The organism is Agromyces sp. Marseille-Q5079 (assembly GCF_051016555.1).
In the GTDB taxonomy this organism is placed as follows: Bacteria; Actinomycetota; Actinomycetes; order Actinomycetales; family Microbacteriaceae; genus Agromyces.
In genome coordinates this window covers 1-16,791 of record NZ_JBPEJF010000003.1, presented here as the reverse complement: position 1 = coordinate 16,791, position 16,791 = coordinate 1, and the positions used below count along the sequence as shown (strand labels likewise).

The window sequence follows — 16,791 nt, the reverse complement described above, 5'->3', positions numbered from 1 at the left end:
AACGCGCCCCGCCCTTTCGATAGGATCGCCTGATGCCCCTCGTCAGTGTCGTCGTGGCGACATACTCCCCCGGCGCCGGTCTCGACCGCCTCGTCGCCTCCCTCGATGCCCAGACCCTGCCCGCTGAGCAGTTCGAGGTCGTCTTCGTCGACGACGGTTCGCCCGACGACACCGTCGAACGCCTCCGGGCCATCGCGGCGACGCGGCCGAACATCCGCGTCGAGCGCATCGAGAACTCCGGCTGGGCGTCACGGCCGCGCAACGTCGGCACCGACCTCGCGACCGGCGAGTACGTGCTCTACATGGACCATGACGACGAGCTCTACCCCGACGCGCTGCGCTCCGCCGTCGAATACGCGAAGCGCACCGGCGCCGACGTGCTCAACGGCAAGGAGGCGCGCACGCAGGACGCCGGGTGGGCCCTCGACACGTACCGCCGGGACTCGCCGCAGGATGTCGGACGCGAGGACGCCCACCCGCTCGTGCCGATGAACCCGCACAAGCTCTACCGCACCGCGTTCCTGCGCGAGCACGGCATCCGCTTCCCCGAGGGCCGTCGCGTGCTCTGGGAGGACATCTTCTTCAATGTCGACGTCGCGGCGAAGGCCGAGACCATCGCCACGCTCGCGTCGGTGCCGTTCTACCACTGGGTGCAGACCGGCGGCAGCGGCTCGACCACGTTCCGTCGGTCCGACCCCGCCTGGTGGGACCACCTCGAACGCGTCCTCGAGGCGATCGTCGAACGACTCGGCCGCGACTCGCTGCAGGGCACGCAGCTGCGCCGTCACCAGTACGGCACCCGCGTCCTCGGATCGTTCTCCCCCGCATTCGTCGCCAGGCCCGACGAGGAACGCCGGCTCATCATCGAGCGGGCCGGCCGGCTCCAGACGAGGTTCACGGATGCCGCCGACGACGACGCACTCGACCGGGGAGCCCGTGCCGTGGCCGACGCGCTGCGTACCGGCGACCCCGAGCTCATCATGCTCGCCGCCGCGGCCGCGGGCACGGATCGATTCGGCACGCCCGTGCTCGACCGGGCCGAGTGGCACGAGGGTCGGCTGGTCGTCGCGGCGACCGTCGCCACGACCGGCCGGCTCGCAGGCGGCGGCACCTTCCGCGTCGACGGCGAGCACGTGCTCGCCGCATCCGCGGAGCTGGTCGATGCCCTCGCCGCGCATCTCGACGAGGAGCCCGCCGAACTCGCCACGCGCTACGACGTGGCGCACGAACTCGAGGCGACCGAAGCGGCATTCGCCGTGCGCGGACGGACCTCGCGCATCGGCCGTCTCGTCCCGAGCGAGGTCACCGGGCGCACCCGCCTCCCCTCCCCCGACGGCTCCGAGATCCGGGCGCAGGTCGCGGCCGATGGCGCCGTCGACGTCCGCAGGTCGCCCACGGGTCCGCTGCTCGACGACCAGGTCTGGGACGTCTTCCTCCGCGTGAACCGCGTCGGCCGCCTTCAGCAGCCTCGCGTCAGGTCGTCGATCGGCGCGATCGGCTCGCTCGTCGATGGCCGGCCTGTCGTCGCCTACACCAATCGAGACGGCTTCCTCAGCCTCGACCTCGGCGGGCAGGTGGCCTCGCTCTTCGACGGCGCGACACCGTCCGACGTGGTCGGACGTGTCGTCGCACCGACGGGGAGACCTGCCGGCGCGACCACCGTGGAGGTCCGGCTGCCGGGCGTCGCGGCGTCCGGCGAAGGCGTCGGCGATGGCTGGGTCCTGCTCGCATTCCGGCGTGCAGGACTGCGCTCCGGGGTCGCCGGGCTCGTCCGACGGGTGGCGCGGCGCGAACACCCGCCGACGAGGTTCCCCGCGCAGTTCCGCGCGCCCGGCGGCGAGGGTGTCGTCGCCACGCTCCAGCTGCCCGGCCCGGGTCGCTACCGCTGGGCCGCCTCGGCGCGCGGTGCGGATATGCCCGGCTGGACCCTCCGGGTCCGGACGGATGCCGCGACGCTGGAGGTCGCTCGTGGCTGATGCACCCCGGGCTGTGCCGCCCGGAACGCCATCGACCGTCTTCGTCAGCGTCGTGATCCCGACCTACCGGCCGGGCGAGGCGTTCGTCCGGCTCCTCGCGTCGCTCCGCGGCCAGACGCTGCCGGCCGAACGGTTCGAGGTCCTCGTCATCGACGACGGTTCGCCGGCATCGGAGTCCGCCGCGATCGCCGGCCTCGTCCGCGAGCAGCCCAACGCGCGGTTCCTCCGCATCGAGCACACGGGGTGGCCCAGCGCGCCGCGGAACGCCGGCATCGAGCTCGCGCGGGGCGAGTACGTGCTCTTCGTCGACCACGATGACGAGCTCTACCCGCTGTCGCTCGCAACCGCGATGGAGACGCTCGAGCGCACCAGGGCCGACGTCTTCGCCGGCAAGGAGGCACGTACCGATCAGGCGAAGTGGGCGCTCGACGCATTCGACGGCGATTACGACGACGCCACCGTCCGGGGTGGCATCCATCCGCTCGTGCCGACGAACCCGCACAAGCTGTACCGTACCGCCCTGCTTCGGGATCACGGCATCCGGTTCCCCGAAGGCGGACGCCAACTGTGGGAGGACGTCGTCTTCAACGTCGATGTCGCCCGCTCCATGAACAGCGTGAGCATCCGCGCGGATGAGCCGTTCTACCACTGGGTCCGCGAGCAGAACACGACGTCGACGACGTTCGGCGACGATCTCGAGGAGTGGTGGGTCGCACTCGAGCGCATCGTGCGACACATCGCCACGGCATTGGACGCACCGGAGCTGCACGCGCAGCGCGACCTGCTCCTCCTGCACCAGTTCCGCGAGCGCGTGCTGCCCGCCGTCGGCCCCGGCCTCCTGCGCCGCTCCCCCGGCGATCGAGCGCTCGTGCTTGCCCATGCCCGAACACTGGTCGACGGGTTCCTCGATCCGCAGTTGCAGGCCCGTCTACCGCGGCATCTCTCCGGCCGAGCGCACCTCCTTCGGGCCGGACGGCTCGATCTGGTCGAGGCCCTCGCGGCGTACGACGACGGCATCCTGGGCGTCTCGTTCGCCACCGCGGCTCAGGTCGGCGCAGATATCCGCCTCGAGACGAAGACGCTCTGGACGGCGCATCACGGCGGCTTCCTCGACCTCGTCGTCGATGGCGATCATGTGCGTCGGGCACTGCCCCGCCCGCTCACCGATGCGCTGGGCGACCTCGTCGAGCTCGACGACGACCTCGCGGCCGCATCGACCCGCATCGGCCTCCGCTCTCAGGACACCAAGATGACGTGGCTGGTGCCGACCGAGACGAAGGTCAAGGTCGACGCCCAGCCCGGATACCCCGACGTCACGGCGACCTCGGTCGCGCTCATCGCACCCGAGGCGCTCCGATTCGGGCAGCCGATGTCACCGGGCCGGTGGGACTTCAATGCGAGGAACGAGCTGTTCGGCGTCGTCAACCAACGGGCGATCCGCGCCGTCGGTCGGTTCGACCGGAACCCGAACGGGCGGGACCTGCACGTTTACGAGAACATCCACGGAAACCTGAGCCTCCACGTGCGGTGACGCAACCGGCGATGGAGCACAGTTCAGGGGTGCAGATCGGCGCCTCAGTGGTCCGATGCGGCGATCCCGTGGGATGCGGCCGAATCGTCGGCCGGCAGCGGCTTGGCCCGCAGCGGCATGTCCTCCTGCAACCGTGCAAAGACCAGGTCGTAGAGTTCGACGACGCGGCGGTTGTCGCGACGCACCTCATTGAGCTCCGAACGGAGCTCGCGGACCTCGGTCTCGTACGAGATCATGCGCTCGAGCATCGAGTCGTTCTGCAGGTCCACCGTCGAGAGCACCTTGAGGTTGTGGTAGGTGCGGGGCATCACTCTTGCGGCGATGCTGCCGAGCATTCGCTTCATGCTGAATCGTCTTCTCTCATGGGCTGTGCGGACTGATGAGCGTTGATCGGTCGGATCACGAAGGCGACCTCGTCGCGCGTGCCGTGCGCCGTGTGCCTTCGGCTGGTCTCCATGAACTCGACCTGAAGACGGTGGTTCGAGAGTTCGTTCTGGAACCACTCCTCGGGGTAATGCCAACTCGTCGGGTCGCCACGGCGGTAGCCGGACGGCAGGGTCGTGGGCACCGTACCCGTGGCCACGCCCCCGCCCCGGAGCACGAGCTCGAGCAGTCGGAAGAGCGTATGCCGGTTCGCCATGGTCAGGCCGTGGAGCACGTCGGCGATGCGCACGTACCAGACATCGCCTGTCGCGAGCATCCGGGCACCGAGCGCGAGCAGGTCGCGACGGTCGTTCACGTTGACATACGCGAACCGAGCGCCCGGAACCGCTCGCTCGACGGCGATCGAGAGCGCCTCATGGCTGAAGTCGATGCCCAGCACCTCGTGACCCGATGACGCGATGAGGTTCGTCGCCGCGCCCGTGCCGCACCCGACGTCGAGCACCCGTGCTCCGGTCGGCAGCGCGGCCGCCCACCGGAGCACTGCGTCGCGATCGTCATGATCCGGTTCGGCTGCACCGCCGAGCGAGAGGAAGTGCTTCTCCCAGTACACCCTCGCGCGGTTGAAGACGCCGAAGCTGTTCTCGAAGCGACGCCTGGTCCACCTCGACGTCTCGAACACGAACGAGGGATCGGGAACGAGCCAGCTCGGCCCGTACGCGTATTCGAGCCATGCCTCGGGGCGAGCGGGCGCGGGTAGCTCGACACCGTCGACCTCGACCCGTCGCACGGGGACGAGGTCTTCTCGAACGACCTCCGGGCCGCGCAGCGCGAACGGCTGGCAGTAGAGGCCGTCGCGGAAGTACCCCGTGAAGATGTCGACGTAGTGCTCCACATGGCCCTGGGCGTCGAAGAAGTCGACCTCGAGGTGCGCGAGACTGTGGCGGACGACCGTGTACCCGGCTGCCTCGAGCGCTCGCTGCATGCGGAAGCTGTCGAGACCGATGTCGGACGGATCCGAATGCTCGCTGAGGAATGCGAGGTCGATGTCGTCGTCGTGCGCCATGAGCCCGCCGGTGCGCATGTAGCCGAGCAGGCTCCCGCCGACGATGTAGACGGCGAAGGCCTCGGCCTCGAGCACCTCGACGATGCGCTGTGCGTTCTCCAGCAGTCGGGAGCGCAGCTCGACGTTACCGCCGTCGAACACCGGTCCGAGTCGGTTCCACTTGTTCATCGCGAGCGGACGTCCGGCCGCGTCGCGCAGCGCGATGCGGTCCTGTGAACGACCGAAGCGGAGTTCCTCGGTGCCGATGACGGTTCCGGTCGCGGCGTCGTGAAGCGTCATCGTCGTACGGCCGTCGAGGTACGGCTTCAGGGCCGCAGGCCAGCTCAGTCGCCCGGCGGGGATCGCCTCCGACGCGACCGACCACACGCGACGACCGTCGAAGTGGACGTCGACGATGCGGACGCCCTCGAGCCACTCGGGCTCGAGCTGAACCGCGACGCGTGAGGTCATTTCGCGTTCATCGCCTCGACAGCCTCGGAGATCGGGCCGTCGAACACCTTCTTGCCCTTGCGGATGACCACGCCGCGCTCGCACAGCTCCTGCACCATGGCCATGTTGTGACTCACGATGAGCATCGTCTTGCCCGCCAGCGCGAGCTCGTGGATCTTCTCGGTGCACTTCTTGCGGAACGGCGCGTCGCCGACCGAGAGGATCTCGTCGACGAGGAGCACATCGAGTTCGACGTGGATCGCGACCGAGAACGCCAGGCGCAGGAACATGCCCGACGAGTAATGCTTGACCTCTTGGTCGATGAACTCGCCGATCTCGGAGAACTCGACGATGCGGTCGAACCGCTCGTCGATCTCGGCCTTGTTCATGCCCAGGATCGCGGCGTTGAGGTAGACGTTCTCACGGCCGGAGAGCTCGGGGTGGAATCCGGCGCCGACCTCGATGAGGCCGGCGACGCGCCCCCGGGTCAGCACACGACCGGCGTCAGGCTCGAGCACGCCCGACACGAGCTTCAGCAGCGTGGACTTGCCCGACCCGTTGAAGCCGAGCACGGCGACCGACTCGCCCTCGGCGACCGTGAAGCTCACGTCGTCGAGCGCGTTGTAGGGGCTGGATCCGACCTTCTTGCGCTGGATGCGCGAGATGAACGCCTCCTTCATGGAGTGCGTGTGGCGGATCTGGAAGGTCTTGCGAACGCCCTCGACGATGATGCTGGGGCGCTTCTGCGTGAGTGTTTCGCTCATAGGTCTTGTGCAAAGCTCCGTTCGAACCGGCGGAACACGAGCTGGCCGATGACGATCAGGACCGCGCAGATGCCGAGTGAGAGGAAGATGTCGCCGACGATGCTCGGGGCGAGCGTCTCGGTCGGTGTGCTCGTCGTCGGCGCCCAGAACGCGTAGTGGAAGAGCTCGACCGCGGTCGTGAGCGGGTTCAGCATGTAGATGCGGAACGCCCACTCCGGCAGTGCGGTCTGCACCATGACGATCGTGTAGAGCACCGGCGAGGCCCAGGTGGAGAGCATGCGGATGATCTCGACGAAGTTCTGCGCGTCGCGGTAGCGCACGTTCAGCGCGCCGAACAGCAGGCCGAGTCCGAGGCTCATCATGAGCACGATGACCAGGCCGACGACGAATGCGCCGATCGAGAGCACCGTCGGCGTCCAGCCGACGAGGATGCATGCGAGAAGCAGGATGGCCACCTGCGGCAGGAAGTGGATCAGGGCGATGATGATCGTCGAGATCGGGAAGAGCTCGCGCGGGAGGTAGATCTTGCGCACGAGCGCGCGGTTGTCGACGATGGAGTGCGTCGCGTTGCCGAAGGCCTCGTTGAACAGGTTGATCGCCACGACGCCGGCGAAGAGGTAGATCGCGAAGTTCTCCACGTCGCGGTGGAACTGCAGCACGACGCCCATGACGAAGTAGTAGATGAAGAACTGCGCGGCGGGCTTCACGTACGACCAGGTCCACCCGAGCACCGAGTTGCGGTACCGGGTCGCGGTTCCCTTGCGAATGAGCAGGCGCAGGAGGTACCCGTGGTTGAAGACGTCGAGCACGCCGCGGCCGCGGCCGGGAGTCTGGAACCCCGTCAAGTCGACAGATGTCATGTGATGGTGATCTCCGAATGTGAAAAAGGCCTCGATTGCTCCGAAGCCCCACGGCATACTAGCCGAGAAACCTTGCTGTCAGCCCACAGCCCACGGGGCGCGCCCGCACTCTCGCTGGCCCGCGCTCACCGGGTGATCATGCCCGCGATCGTGCGGCCGTCGACCTTCAGCACCGTCGCCCCCGCGGGGATCGAACCACTCGCGGTCACGACGAGTCGACCGCCGGACGGCTTGTAGACGACGCCGCTCGAGGCGTCCTTCAGGTACAGGTCCCGGCGGATGTCCAACCCGGTGAGCACGAGGGTCTTGCACGCAGCATCCGAGAGCACCGTCACCGCCAACCCGCCCGTCAGCTCCTTGGTCACCCGGTTGAGCACGCCGGCGGATGCCACGTACGTCTGGGTGCCGCACTGCACGAAGATGCCGAGCGACGGTGTCTCCGTCTTCAACAGCGCCGGCTCGGCCGGATGGACGATCGAGTATCGGCTCGAGATGCCGAGGTCTGCTGCGACGCCCCAGTTCGGGAGGGCGTGCCTCGCAGTCCCGTCGACGAAGACGACCGCCTTGGCGTTCGACCCGCGGATCAACGTGCCCGCTGCCGGCGGCGCGCCGCGCTTCGGCAGCACGGCGAGGGACCCGGCGCCCACCGCCAACGGAGCGGGTACGACGCCTCCGTTCGCTTCCTTCATCGCGCCCGCCGAGATGGGGGCGAATCCGCCCGCGACCGCGACCCTCAGGTTCGAGCCCGACGAGAGGAACAGCGGGCCCGTGATCGCCGGCGTGCGCACGGGGATCTTCGCGCAGATCGACGTGTGCAACGTGGTGAAGGGATTGCCGGCGAGCGCGACCACGCCGACGTTCTGGCGTTGGCCGCCGGTGACCGCGAACACGTCCGTCGGCCCGCACTTGGCGAACGTTCCCAGTGGCCGCGCGGCGACGCCGTACCCATCGCGACGCGCCGCCGGAAGGGCGACCGCCGTGCGTGTGAGCCCGTACTGGTCGGCGACCGACCAGTCGGGCAGGTTCACGAGTTGCCACCCGTTCACGAGGTAGACGGTCGAATCGCCGGAGAACTTCGCGAATGTCCCGATGTCGAGCGCCGCGCCACCCATCGGCGTCTTGGCGAGCGTTGTCGGCGCGACTCTCACCATCGTGGGCCACGATCCGCCGTTCTGCGCGGTGAGCTGGGTCGGCGAGGTGATGTGGCGGAGCTTGCCCGACCGCACGAGGTAGACCTCTGGCTGTCCGTTCGCCTGCAGAAAAAGCGGTCCGCCGACGACCGAGGTCGACTTCGGCAGCAGCCTGCACGTCTCGCCCGAGAGCGGTGCGACAGAGAGCCCCCCGACACCGCCCTTCAGTTGGACGAACCTGCCGTTCGACGCGGCGTAGACCGCCGAGCCGCACGAGATGACGAGGCCGACATCGCCCGCCCGCGCGTACCCGGCGATGACGCTGTCGTCGACCGCAACCGTCGTCCTCGCGAGCCCGTACTCGGGTGCATACGTCCAGTCGCGGAGTTGCTGCAGCCGAACACGGCCGTCGACGTAGAAGATCTGGCCGGTCGTCTTGGACTTGATGTACGAGTGGGGCGCGGCGAGCGTCCGCCCGGTCGTGTAGGTGCCGAGCAGCGTCTTCGAGATGCGCGCGAGGAAGGGCGCCTTGCCGCCGTTGAACGCCGCGGGCGCGCCGCCGATGAGCTTCATCGCGAGCGGCCGCTCGAGCATGCGCGCGATGCCGTCGGGGCCGGCTCCGAACTTGGTCATCGCACTGCCGACCTTGAAGCGCGTGAAGATGGCGTCGGTGACGGTCAGGTACCCGTCGCCGCACCTCGAGCCCCAAACCGCCACGAGCGTGCAACTCGAGAAGTGATGCGTCGTGCCGTCCTGGATCAGCGCGATGTCCCCGGTGCGCCCGTTCTTCACGAAGAGGGTCGCCACGCGACCGGTCGGGATGGCGTTGAGGTACGCCTGGCTGACGACGACCCGGGCGCCGAGCCCGCGCTGGAACTCGACGTAGTCGCTGTACGTCGTGATGTGGTGCTTGGTGCCCGCCGAGACGAGGTAGACCTCCGGCGTACTCTCCCCCTTGATGAGCACCGGTTCGGTGCCGTGCGTGCTCCCGAACCAGTCCGTGAAGATCCGCCAGAAGTTGCGGTTGCCGTACGACGAGCACCCGTCACCCGTGCCGTACAGGTTCGCGAGCGCGGCGGCGTTCGGGCGGTACGGCGTGTAGATGTAGAGGCCGGCCGTCGCCTGGTTCCGGATGTAGACGCTCGAGGTGCCGCAGGCGGCGTTCGGATGCCACAGGATCGTGTTGTACCGGCCGGCGACGTAGGCGCGGTCGGGGCGCGCGCGGTACTTCTTGAACTGCCACGAGGCGTTGTACACCTGGTTGAAGAAGCCGTAGTAGTTGACGTCGCAGTCGGCCGTGTCGGGGCATCCGTAGCCCATGGCCGAACGATACTGGCGCGCCGTGGGCCACGTGTCGCTGACGAGGCCCTGCTCCTTCTCGAGCAGCACGATGAGCGCGCGCGGGTTGATGCCGCACGCCCTGGCGACGCGGACGATGATGGACGCCGCGGTCTCGTTGCTGGTGGCGCCCATCGCGGCGCAGCCCTCGGAGCGAGCGGGCTGGGCGGACGTGCTCTGCCGGTAGTCCTTGAGGCAGGTGTAGCCCGAACGGCACGTCGGCACGCGCGCACTCAGGAAGGACTGCACCTGCGCGGTCGTCATGGTGCTGCTGTCGTAGAAGACGCCGTCGCTGATGATGTCGCCGGGGTCGAAGTCGGCCCCGGATGCCGCAGCGGCGGGCTGCGAGCCGACGTCCGAGACGGCCGGAAGGGCGACGAGCAGACCGACCAGCAGGCTCAGCGAAGCCAGGATTCCCGTCAGACGGTTCCACCCCATTGCACAACCCCCGTTGCAACTGCCGCACCCCCCGTACGGGCGGCAGTACCCCACATGCTATGTGCACGGGCGCCTCGAAAGCGAGGATGGGGGCCGCGACAGGCCACGGATAGACTGTCCGGGGCCCCATCCGGTCCGACGGAGAACACGGAGTCACCGCCACGGATGCCGGCACGAGTTCCCCCTCCTCACCAGACCGATCCGGAGCACCGACATCATGCAAGGCAACGTTCTGATCACCGGCGGCGCCGGCTTCATCGGGAGCCGCCTCGCGCGGCGCTTCGTCGACGAGGGCTACCGCGTCACGGTGCTCGACAGCCTCATCCCCCAGGTCCACGGCGACGCCCCCGACGCGACCTCCCCCCTCCTGGCCTCGATCCGCGACATCGCGACGGTCATCCGCGGAACGGTCACCTCGCGCGACGACGTCGCCAGGGCGCTCGTCGACCAGGACATCGTCGTGCACCTCGCCGCCGAGACGGGCACCGGGCAGTCGATGTACGAGATCGACCGGTACGTCGAGGCGAACGTCGGCGGCACGGCCAAGATCCTCGACGCGCTGGCGAACGGCTCGCACCACGTGCGGCGCATCGTGATCGCCTCGTCGCGGTCCATCTACGGTGAAGGCGCCTATCGCACTCCGACGGGCGACCTCGTGTACCCGCCGCACCGCGACGACGCCGCGATGGCCGCAGGCGACTTCGACGTTCACCAGCCCGGTGTCGACGGGCCCCTCGAACTCGTCGCGACGACCGAGGCCGCGACGATCCACCCGTCGTCCGTGTACGGCATCACCAAGCACGTGCAGGAATCGCTCATCATGACGGTGGCGCCCACGATCGGCATCGAGCCGGTCGCCCTGCGCTACCAGAACGTCTACGGCCCCGGCCAGTCGCTGAAGAACCCGTACACGGGCATCCTGTCGATCTTCTCGACCCTCATCCGCCAGGGCAAGTCGATCAACATCTTCGAAGACGGCGAGGAGAGCCGCGACTTCGTCTACATCGACGACGTCGTCAACGCCACGTTCCTCGCGTCGACCGTGCCCGACGCCGCCGCACGCATCATCAATGTCGGCAGCGGCGTCGCGACGACCGTCTCCGAGGTCGTCGCCGCCCTCTTCGACGCCTTCGGCACCGAGGTGCCGACCACCGTCTCGGGCAACTACCGCCTCGGCGACATCCGTCACAACTACGCCGACACCACCCTGCTCGCCGACGTGCTCGGCCTCGAGGCCACGGTCGAGTTCCGCGAGGGCGTGCGCCGCTTCGTCGAGTGGGTGCTCACCGAGCCGGTCGAGGGTGACAACTACCAGCGTTCGCTCGACGAGATGGCCGCCAGGAACCTCCTGAAGTGAGTGCTCCCCGTCTGCTCACCGGCGCCCCGTTCCCTGCGAGGAACAACAGCCTGAACATGTTCCGGCTGATCCTCGCCGCGCTCGTGCTGTTCGCCCACTCCTGGTACACCGCCGGCGAGGGCGGCGGTCCCAGCGTGCAGGGCGAGAACCTCGGCGGCTGGGCCGTCGCCGGATTCTTCGTGATCAGCGGCTTCCTCATCACCACGAGTCGGTTCACGAACTCGGCCGGCGACTTCCTGCTGCATCGCATCGCCCGCATCTTCCCGGCGTTCATCGTCTGCCTCGTGATCACGGCGCTCGTGTTCGCGCCCATCGCGGCGCTGTGGGAGCGCGGAACGCTGGCCGGGTTCTTCAGCACGCCCACGACGCCGCTGAACTTCATCTGGGCCAACTCGGGCCTGAAGATGCAGCACTACGACATCGCGGGCACCCTGTCGACCGTCCCGTATCCGGGCGCGTGGAACGGCTCGCTGTGGACGCTCTATTACGAGTTCCTCTGCTACCTCACGATCTGGCTGCTCGGCTCCCTCGCCGTGGTTCGCCGCTCCCCCGTGATCGTCACCGTGGTGTTCGTGCTGAGCGTCGTCGCCTATGCGAACATCGACATCGCCCGGCGCCTCGGCCTCAACGAGGACTTCGCACTCCTCATGCGGCTCCTGCCGTTCTTCATGGGCGGGGCTGTCGTCTACTACGTCATCTCCAGGTTCGGCCTGAGCCCGGCGATCGGCATCGGGTCGCTCGTGATGACCGTCGCGCTGATCGCGCTGATCCCTCGCTGGGGCGGGCAGCTCTCGGCACCGTTCATGGCCTACGGCCTCCTGTACCTCTCGACGATCGTGCCGCAGCCGCGTTTCATCGCGAAGAACGACGTCTCGTACGGCTTCTACATCTACGCGTGGCCGATGCAGCAGCTGCTCATGCTGCCGGCCCTCGCCCAGTACGGCATGGCCGTGTACATCGGTGCGACCGTCGTGCTCACGACCGTCTTCGCGGCGGCCAGCTGGTTCCTCGTCGAACGGCCGGTCATGCGGCTCGCGAAGGGCCGAAGGCCGGGCCGGCCCGCACCGGTGGGGGCCGCCGCCGCCTGAGTCAGGCGCGGCGCAGTCGGCGTCGCGCCTCGGCTCTGGCTCGCACGAGCATCCAGCGGGACCCGAGAGCCGCGCGGATGCCGCGGGGCCGTGGCGTCGACGCGTTCGACTCGTGCACCCGGCGACGGAGCGTCGGCTGCTCGACGTGCACGATCGAGCGCGCCTCGTTCGCGGCGATCGCGATCCAGAGGTCGTGCGACTCGGTCAGGAAGTCGGGGAACGGCGTCAGGAGCGGGAGCGCCTCGCGGCGCACGCCCATGGTGCACCCGAAGTAGGGCGCGTCGCCGAGCATGATCCGCAGCACGTTGCGACGATGCTGCCGGGACTGCGACCGCTCGAGCCGCCACGGCCGCCCGGTGATCGGGGAGGGCAGCGGCTCGTCGGTGCCGAGCACCACGAGGTTGGACGCCACGACGAGCGCCCCGGACTCACGGAGTGCGGCGAGCATCGCGTCGACCCTGCCCGGCATCCACACGTCGTCCTGGTCGGCGAGGAGCACCACGTCGGCCGTCGATCGTGCGAGTGCCGCCTCGAATGTGCGCACGTAGCCCGCGTTGACGGCGGACCTCGTGAGGCGGATGCGCGGGTCGCTGAGGCTCTCGAGGACGGTGACGGTGTCGTCGGGGCTCGCATCGTCGACGATCACGAGCTCGTCGCCATCGGCCAGCTGGTCGAGGATCGAGTCGATCTGCTCGCGCACGTACTCGGCACCGTTGTACGTCGCCATGCACACGCTCACACGTGGTCTCGAATGCTCCACGCCGAACCTGCTCCCGGTGAATCGCGGTGGATCGAGCGACATAGACTGTCGGTCGATGAGATCTGTCCTCTTGAGGTTAGCCGGATTCACGGGAGCACCGATCCTGTCGGCCCTCGCCCCGTTCCTGCTCCTGCCGATCATCTCCCGCGTCACCGGCCCCGGCGGCTGGGCCGACTTCTCCGCGGGGCAGTCCATCGGCATCCTCGGCATGGTGGTCGTCTTCTTCGGCTGGGGCGTCGTCGGACCGGTCCGCGTCGCGCGCACGACCGATGCCCCGGGGCGCGCGCAGATCCTCCGCGAGAGCCTCGTGTCGCGGGCCATCACGACGGTCGTGGCGATCCCGCTCGTGATCGTCGCGACCGCACTCGTGACCGGCGGGGAGTTCAAGCTCGAGTCGATCGCGATGGCCGTCGCGATGACGCTCGCCGGGCTCTCGCCGTCGTGGTTCTGCATCGGCGCCGCTCGTCCGATCGATCTCATGCTCTACGACGCCGGCCCCAAGCTCCTGGCCGCCCTCGCCGCGATGCCGGTGCTGCTCCTCGGCGGTCCGGTGCTCTTCTACCCGATCGTGCTCGCGGTGGTCACGGTCGCCGCCGCGGCCGTGCACGCGGTCCGCAACCTCAGGGGCGCGTCCGGACCGCGTGTGGGGCTCGGGCGCGGTTTCCGCGTGCTCCGCGAGCTCCTGCCGACCGCGGCCATCGACGCCGCCGGCAACGCCTACGGTGCCACGCCGGTGCCGATCGCGACGGCGGGCCTGCCTCCTGCGCAGGCGAGCTCGTTCGCGTCGGCCGACCGGCTCTACCGGGTCGGCGTGCTGGCCGTGATCGCGCTCGGCAACGCGTTCCAGGCCTGGGTGCTCGAACCCGATGCGACGAGCCCCGTGCGGCGACACCGCGCCGCGATCCTCGCCCACCTCGGGCTCGGCGTGTTCGGTGCGGTCGGCCTCGCCGTGCTCGGCCCCTGGGCGTCTGGCTTCATCTTCGGCGCCGACGTGGCGGCCGACCCGCTCACCTGCGTGCTGTTCGGCGTGGCGTTCTTCGCCATCTCGAGCGCGACCCCGTTCATCCGCAACATCCTGATCCCGCACGGCCGCTACCGGTTCGTGCTCGCCACGACCCTCACCGCCTCGGTCATCGGCGTGACGATCATGACGATCGGCTCGTTCAACGGCCACGAGGCCGTGGTCGCTGCGGGCGTGGCCGCCGCCGAGCTGACGTCGCTGCTGATCCTGCTCGTACCCGGTCTCCGACTGATCGGCACGCCGGCGCCGCATCCCGTGACCGTGCAGACGGCCGAGGTCGAGGGCTCCCCCAGCAGCTGGTGAACCGGCCGGTGCACCGGCGACGGTGGGACGGACCGGCCGTCAGCCCTCGGCGACGGCCGCGTCGTCGAGGCGCCGCACCCTCGGTGTCGCCCACCTGATCGTCGAGGCGCCCTCGAGCACCGGGTCGGCGGCGCGGCCCATGCGTCGCGCACGGGCGTCGGCGATGGCCGCACGGTAGAGCCGCCAGAGGGCCCGTCGCGGGCGTGCGAGCGTCGCGGCGACGATGAAGTGCAGCACCTCGACGAGCGTGTCCCTCGCGATCCAGGCCCGCTGCGTGCGCCGGAACTCGCGGTTGACGACGATGCGATTGCGCACCCGGTAGTAGTAGCGGAACGGCGTGCTGAGGGTCACGTCCTTCGGCCCGAGCCCGAAGGTGACGATCCGAAGCCACGCGGGTCGCTCGTATGCGGCGCCGAGTGAGTGCGGCAGTCGCACCCCCCGGGCGGCGACGCCGACGAGCCCGGCCGTCGTGCAGCGCAGCTCGAACTCCGTGTCGACGAGGTCGATGAACAGGTCGGCGCGAAGGGTGCCGACCCTGTCGAACGTCGACATCGGCACAAGCATGCCCGACTGGATCGAGTGGCGCGTGAACAAGGTGCCGTCCTCGTGGCGAGAGGCGACCTGGCTCACCGAGGCGAACATCTCCGGTACGGCGAAGGCCGGGGCGTGACCGCGCGCGGTCGCCCGTTCGAGGGCCGCAAGCAGCTCGGCGACGGATGCCGCGGGCAGCCGCGAGTCCTGGTCGAGCGTCAGCACGTGGCCGGCGCCCAGCGAGCGGGCGTGCTCGATGCCGGCGTTCAGGGCGGCGCCGATGCCGGCATTCTCGGGCAGGCGCACCACGGTGGCCCCGGCTGCCTCGATCGCGCCGAGCACCGCATCGGCCGAGCTGCCGCTTCCGTCATCGACGACGATCACCGACGCGACGTGGCCCTCGAGCTCTCGGATGCCCGCGAGCAGTTCGGGTTCGGGCCGGAACGCCGAGATCACCACGTGGATGCCGGCATGCGGCGAGCCGATCACCGGGATCGGTCCTCGTCACGCTCGCGGGAGCCGTCGGGCTCCTCATCGGAGGACGCGCGTTCGGCGCGCGCCGCGCGCTCGAGCACGTCGAGGCGTGCCGAGAGGCGCTCGACCTCGGTGTTGAGGAGCGCCGTCTCCTCGGCGACGCGCCGGATCTCGTCCTCGGCCTGCGAGATCTCCCACGACAGGTGCAGGCTCACGCCGAGCAGTAGCACGATGGCGAGCGAGAAGAGCAGGTTCGAGGGCACCTGGACGCCGAGCGCGAGCGTGAGCCCCTCGAGGAGTTGCGGGAAGATGCCGAGCACGAGCACCACGAGGCCGATCACGATCCAGAAGAACGCGTACTTCTCGCGGAGTTTGCGGGTGAGCAGCATGTACACGACGATGCTGACGAGGACGAGCGCGAGGGCGATGCCCAAGAAGACGATCACGCGGTCTGACCTCCCGTGGTCTTGCCGGGTCGCATCAGGGCCAGGCCCAGCGCGAAGATCGACCGGAACAGGTAGATGCTCGCTCCGATGGGGTTCTGGCTCGGGTTGCCGTGCACGCGCTGGCGCATCGCGACCGGGACCTGGGTGACGGAGAGCCCCGAGTGCACGGCGGCGACGAGCGAGTCGAGCGTGTCGCCGAGGTACTCGGCCGGGTAGTACCGCACGTACTGCGCGATGGCCCGGCGGTTGGCGGCGCGGAACCCCGAGGTCACGTCGGTCAGGCGGGTGCCGGCGACCTTCGACATGACGCCGGCGAGGAACAGCATCGCCCAGCGTCGTGGCCCCTTGACCGCGTAGTCGCCCTTGTCGGCGAACCTGGCGCCGATCGAGATGTCGGCGGTCTGCAGGCCTTCGAGCACCCGGCCGATCTCGGCTGGGTCGTGCTGCCCGTCGGCGTCGACCTGGATCGCCGCGTCGTAGCCGCGACGCTGGGCGTACGTGAATCCGGCGCGCATGGCACCGCCCACGCCGAGGTTGAACGGCAGCGCGATGACCGTCGCGCCGGCCTCGCGTGCGACACCGGCGGTGTCGTCGGTCGAGCCGTCGTCGACGACCACGACGTCGAGCCCGGACGTGCGCCCGAGGATCTCGCGCACGGTGTTGCCGACGTTGGCCTGCTCGTTCCACGCCGGGACGATGACCAGTACACGCCCGAGCGAGTCATTCATGATGGGGTCGAGCATACCAACGGCACCCGCCTCGTCTTGCGCATCGAGGCTCATTCGAGGCCCCCGCACGCCGTGATCTCGTACAGGCGGGCATCGCCGATCTCGCGCACGAGCTCCACGGAGTCGGACGCCGCGGGGGGGTCGAATCCGGGGAAGACGGGCGCGCCGCC

14 protein-coding genes are annotated in these 16,791 nt (G+C 69.2%); 5 read left to right on the top strand and 9 right to left on the bottom strand.

The annotated features are described in order from the left end of the window. Positions 1-32 precede the first annotated feature (32 nt). Both ACR3IO_RS07645 and ACR3IO_RS07640 read left to right on the top strand, forming a co-directional pair. Positions 33-1,976: a glycosyltransferase gene (locus ACR3IO_RS07645; protein WP_434070598.1), complete on the top strand. Its 1,944-nt coding sequence runs from the start codon at positions 33-35 to the stop codon at positions 1,974-1,976. Further along, a complete protein-coding gene (locus ACR3IO_RS07640) occupies positions 1,969-3,507 on the top strand; it encodes a glycosyltransferase family 2 protein (protein ID WP_434070597.1) in 1,539 nt (512 codons plus the stop codon). The genes ACR3IO_RS07645 and ACR3IO_RS07640 overlap by 8 nt, the downstream gene beginning before the upstream one ends. A gap of 44 nt (positions 3,508-3,551) precedes the next feature. Here ACR3IO_RS07640 and ACR3IO_RS07635 read toward each other — a convergent pair whose 3' ends face one another. From ACR3IO_RS07635 to ACR3IO_RS07615, 5 genes are all read right to left on the bottom strand, one after another. Continuing rightward, on the bottom strand, positions 3,552-3,851 hold the full coding sequence (locus ACR3IO_RS07635) for a hypothetical protein (protein WP_434070596.1): 300 nt from the start codon (positions 3,849-3,851) through the stop codon (positions 3,552-3,554). Then, positions 3,848-5,404 carry a methyltransferase domain-containing protein gene (locus ACR3IO_RS07630; protein ID WP_434070595.1) on the bottom strand — a complete coding sequence of 519 codons (1,557 nt, stop codon included), beginning with the start codon at positions 5,402-5,404 and terminating at the stop codon, positions 3,848-3,850. Before ACR3IO_RS07630 ends, ACR3IO_RS07635 begins: the two co-directional genes overlap by 4 nt. After that, complete coding sequence (locus ACR3IO_RS07625; RefSeq protein WP_434070594.1) at positions 5,401-6,147, bottom strand: ABC transporter ATP-binding protein; 747 nt, start codon at positions 6,145-6,147, stop codon at positions 5,401-5,403. The genes ACR3IO_RS07630 and ACR3IO_RS07625 overlap by 4 nt, the downstream gene beginning before the upstream one ends. Further along, positions 6,144-7,007 (bottom strand): ABC transporter permease, encoded by an 864-nt coding sequence (locus tag ACR3IO_RS07620; protein WP_434070593.1) that lies wholly within the window; start codon positions 7,005-7,007, stop codon positions 6,144-6,146. The genes ACR3IO_RS07625 and ACR3IO_RS07620 overlap by 4 nt, the downstream gene beginning before the upstream one ends. A 125-nt stretch (positions 7,008-7,132) precedes the next feature. Beyond that, complete coding sequence (locus ACR3IO_RS07615) at positions 7,133-9,913, bottom strand: hypothetical protein (protein WP_434070592.1); 2,781 nt, start codon at positions 9,911-9,913, stop codon at positions 7,133-7,135. 217 nt (positions 9,914-10,130) lie between these two features. On the opposite strand from ACR3IO_RS07615, the gene ACR3IO_RS07610 reads away from it, so the two are divergent. Both ACR3IO_RS07610 and ACR3IO_RS07605 read left to right on the top strand, forming a co-directional pair. Next, positions 10,131-11,270, top strand: a complete 1,140-nt coding sequence (locus tag ACR3IO_RS07610) for an NAD-dependent epimerase/dehydratase family protein (protein ID WP_434070591.1) — start codon at positions 10,131-10,133, stop codon at positions 11,268-11,270. Further along, positions 11,267-12,358 (top strand): acyltransferase family protein, encoded by a 1,092-nt coding sequence (locus tag ACR3IO_RS07605; RefSeq protein ID WP_434070590.1) that lies wholly within the window; start codon positions 11,267-11,269, stop codon positions 12,356-12,358. Before ACR3IO_RS07610 ends, ACR3IO_RS07605 begins: the two co-directional genes overlap by 4 nt. A 1-nt stretch (position 12,359) precedes the next feature. Here ACR3IO_RS07605 and ACR3IO_RS07600 read toward each other — a convergent pair whose 3' ends face one another. Further along, positions 12,360-13,160 carry a glycosyltransferase gene (locus ACR3IO_RS07600; RefSeq protein WP_434070589.1) on the bottom strand — a complete coding sequence of 267 codons (801 nt, stop codon included), beginning with the start codon at positions 13,158-13,160 and terminating at the stop codon, positions 12,360-12,362. Positions 13,161-13,173: 13 nt separating this feature from the next. On the opposite strand from ACR3IO_RS07600, the gene ACR3IO_RS07595 reads away from it, so the two are divergent. Beyond that, the gene (locus ACR3IO_RS07595; RefSeq protein ID WP_434070588.1) at positions 13,174-14,442 is read left to right on the top strand and encodes a lipopolysaccharide biosynthesis protein; all 1,269 of its coding nucleotides are present in this window, start codon (positions 13,174-13,176) and stop codon (positions 14,440-14,442) included. Between the two features lie 39 nt (positions 14,443-14,481). On the opposite strand, the gene ACR3IO_RS07590 is transcribed toward ACR3IO_RS07595, so the two are convergent. Genes ACR3IO_RS07590 through ACR3IO_RS07580 form a run of 3 tightly spaced genes read right to left on the bottom strand, consistent with a single transcriptional unit; the run spans position 14,482 to position 16,621 of the window. Further along, the gene (locus ACR3IO_RS07590) at positions 14,482-15,462 is read right to left on the bottom strand and encodes a glycosyltransferase (RefSeq protein ID WP_434070587.1); all 981 of its coding nucleotides are present in this window, start codon (positions 15,460-15,462) and stop codon (positions 14,482-14,484) included. Then, positions 15,459-15,893, bottom strand: a complete 435-nt coding sequence (locus tag ACR3IO_RS07585; RefSeq protein WP_434070586.1) for a DUF2304 domain-containing protein — start codon at positions 15,891-15,893, stop codon at positions 15,459-15,461. Before ACR3IO_RS07585 ends, ACR3IO_RS07590 begins: the two co-directional genes overlap by 4 nt. Continuing rightward, positions 15,890-16,621 carry a glycosyltransferase family 2 protein gene (locus ACR3IO_RS07580; RefSeq protein ID WP_434070585.1) on the bottom strand — a complete coding sequence of 244 codons (732 nt, stop codon included), beginning with the start codon at positions 16,619-16,621 and terminating at the stop codon, positions 15,890-15,892. The genes ACR3IO_RS07585 and ACR3IO_RS07580 overlap by 4 nt, the downstream gene beginning before the upstream one ends. Positions 16,622-16,791 lie beyond the last annotated feature (170 nt).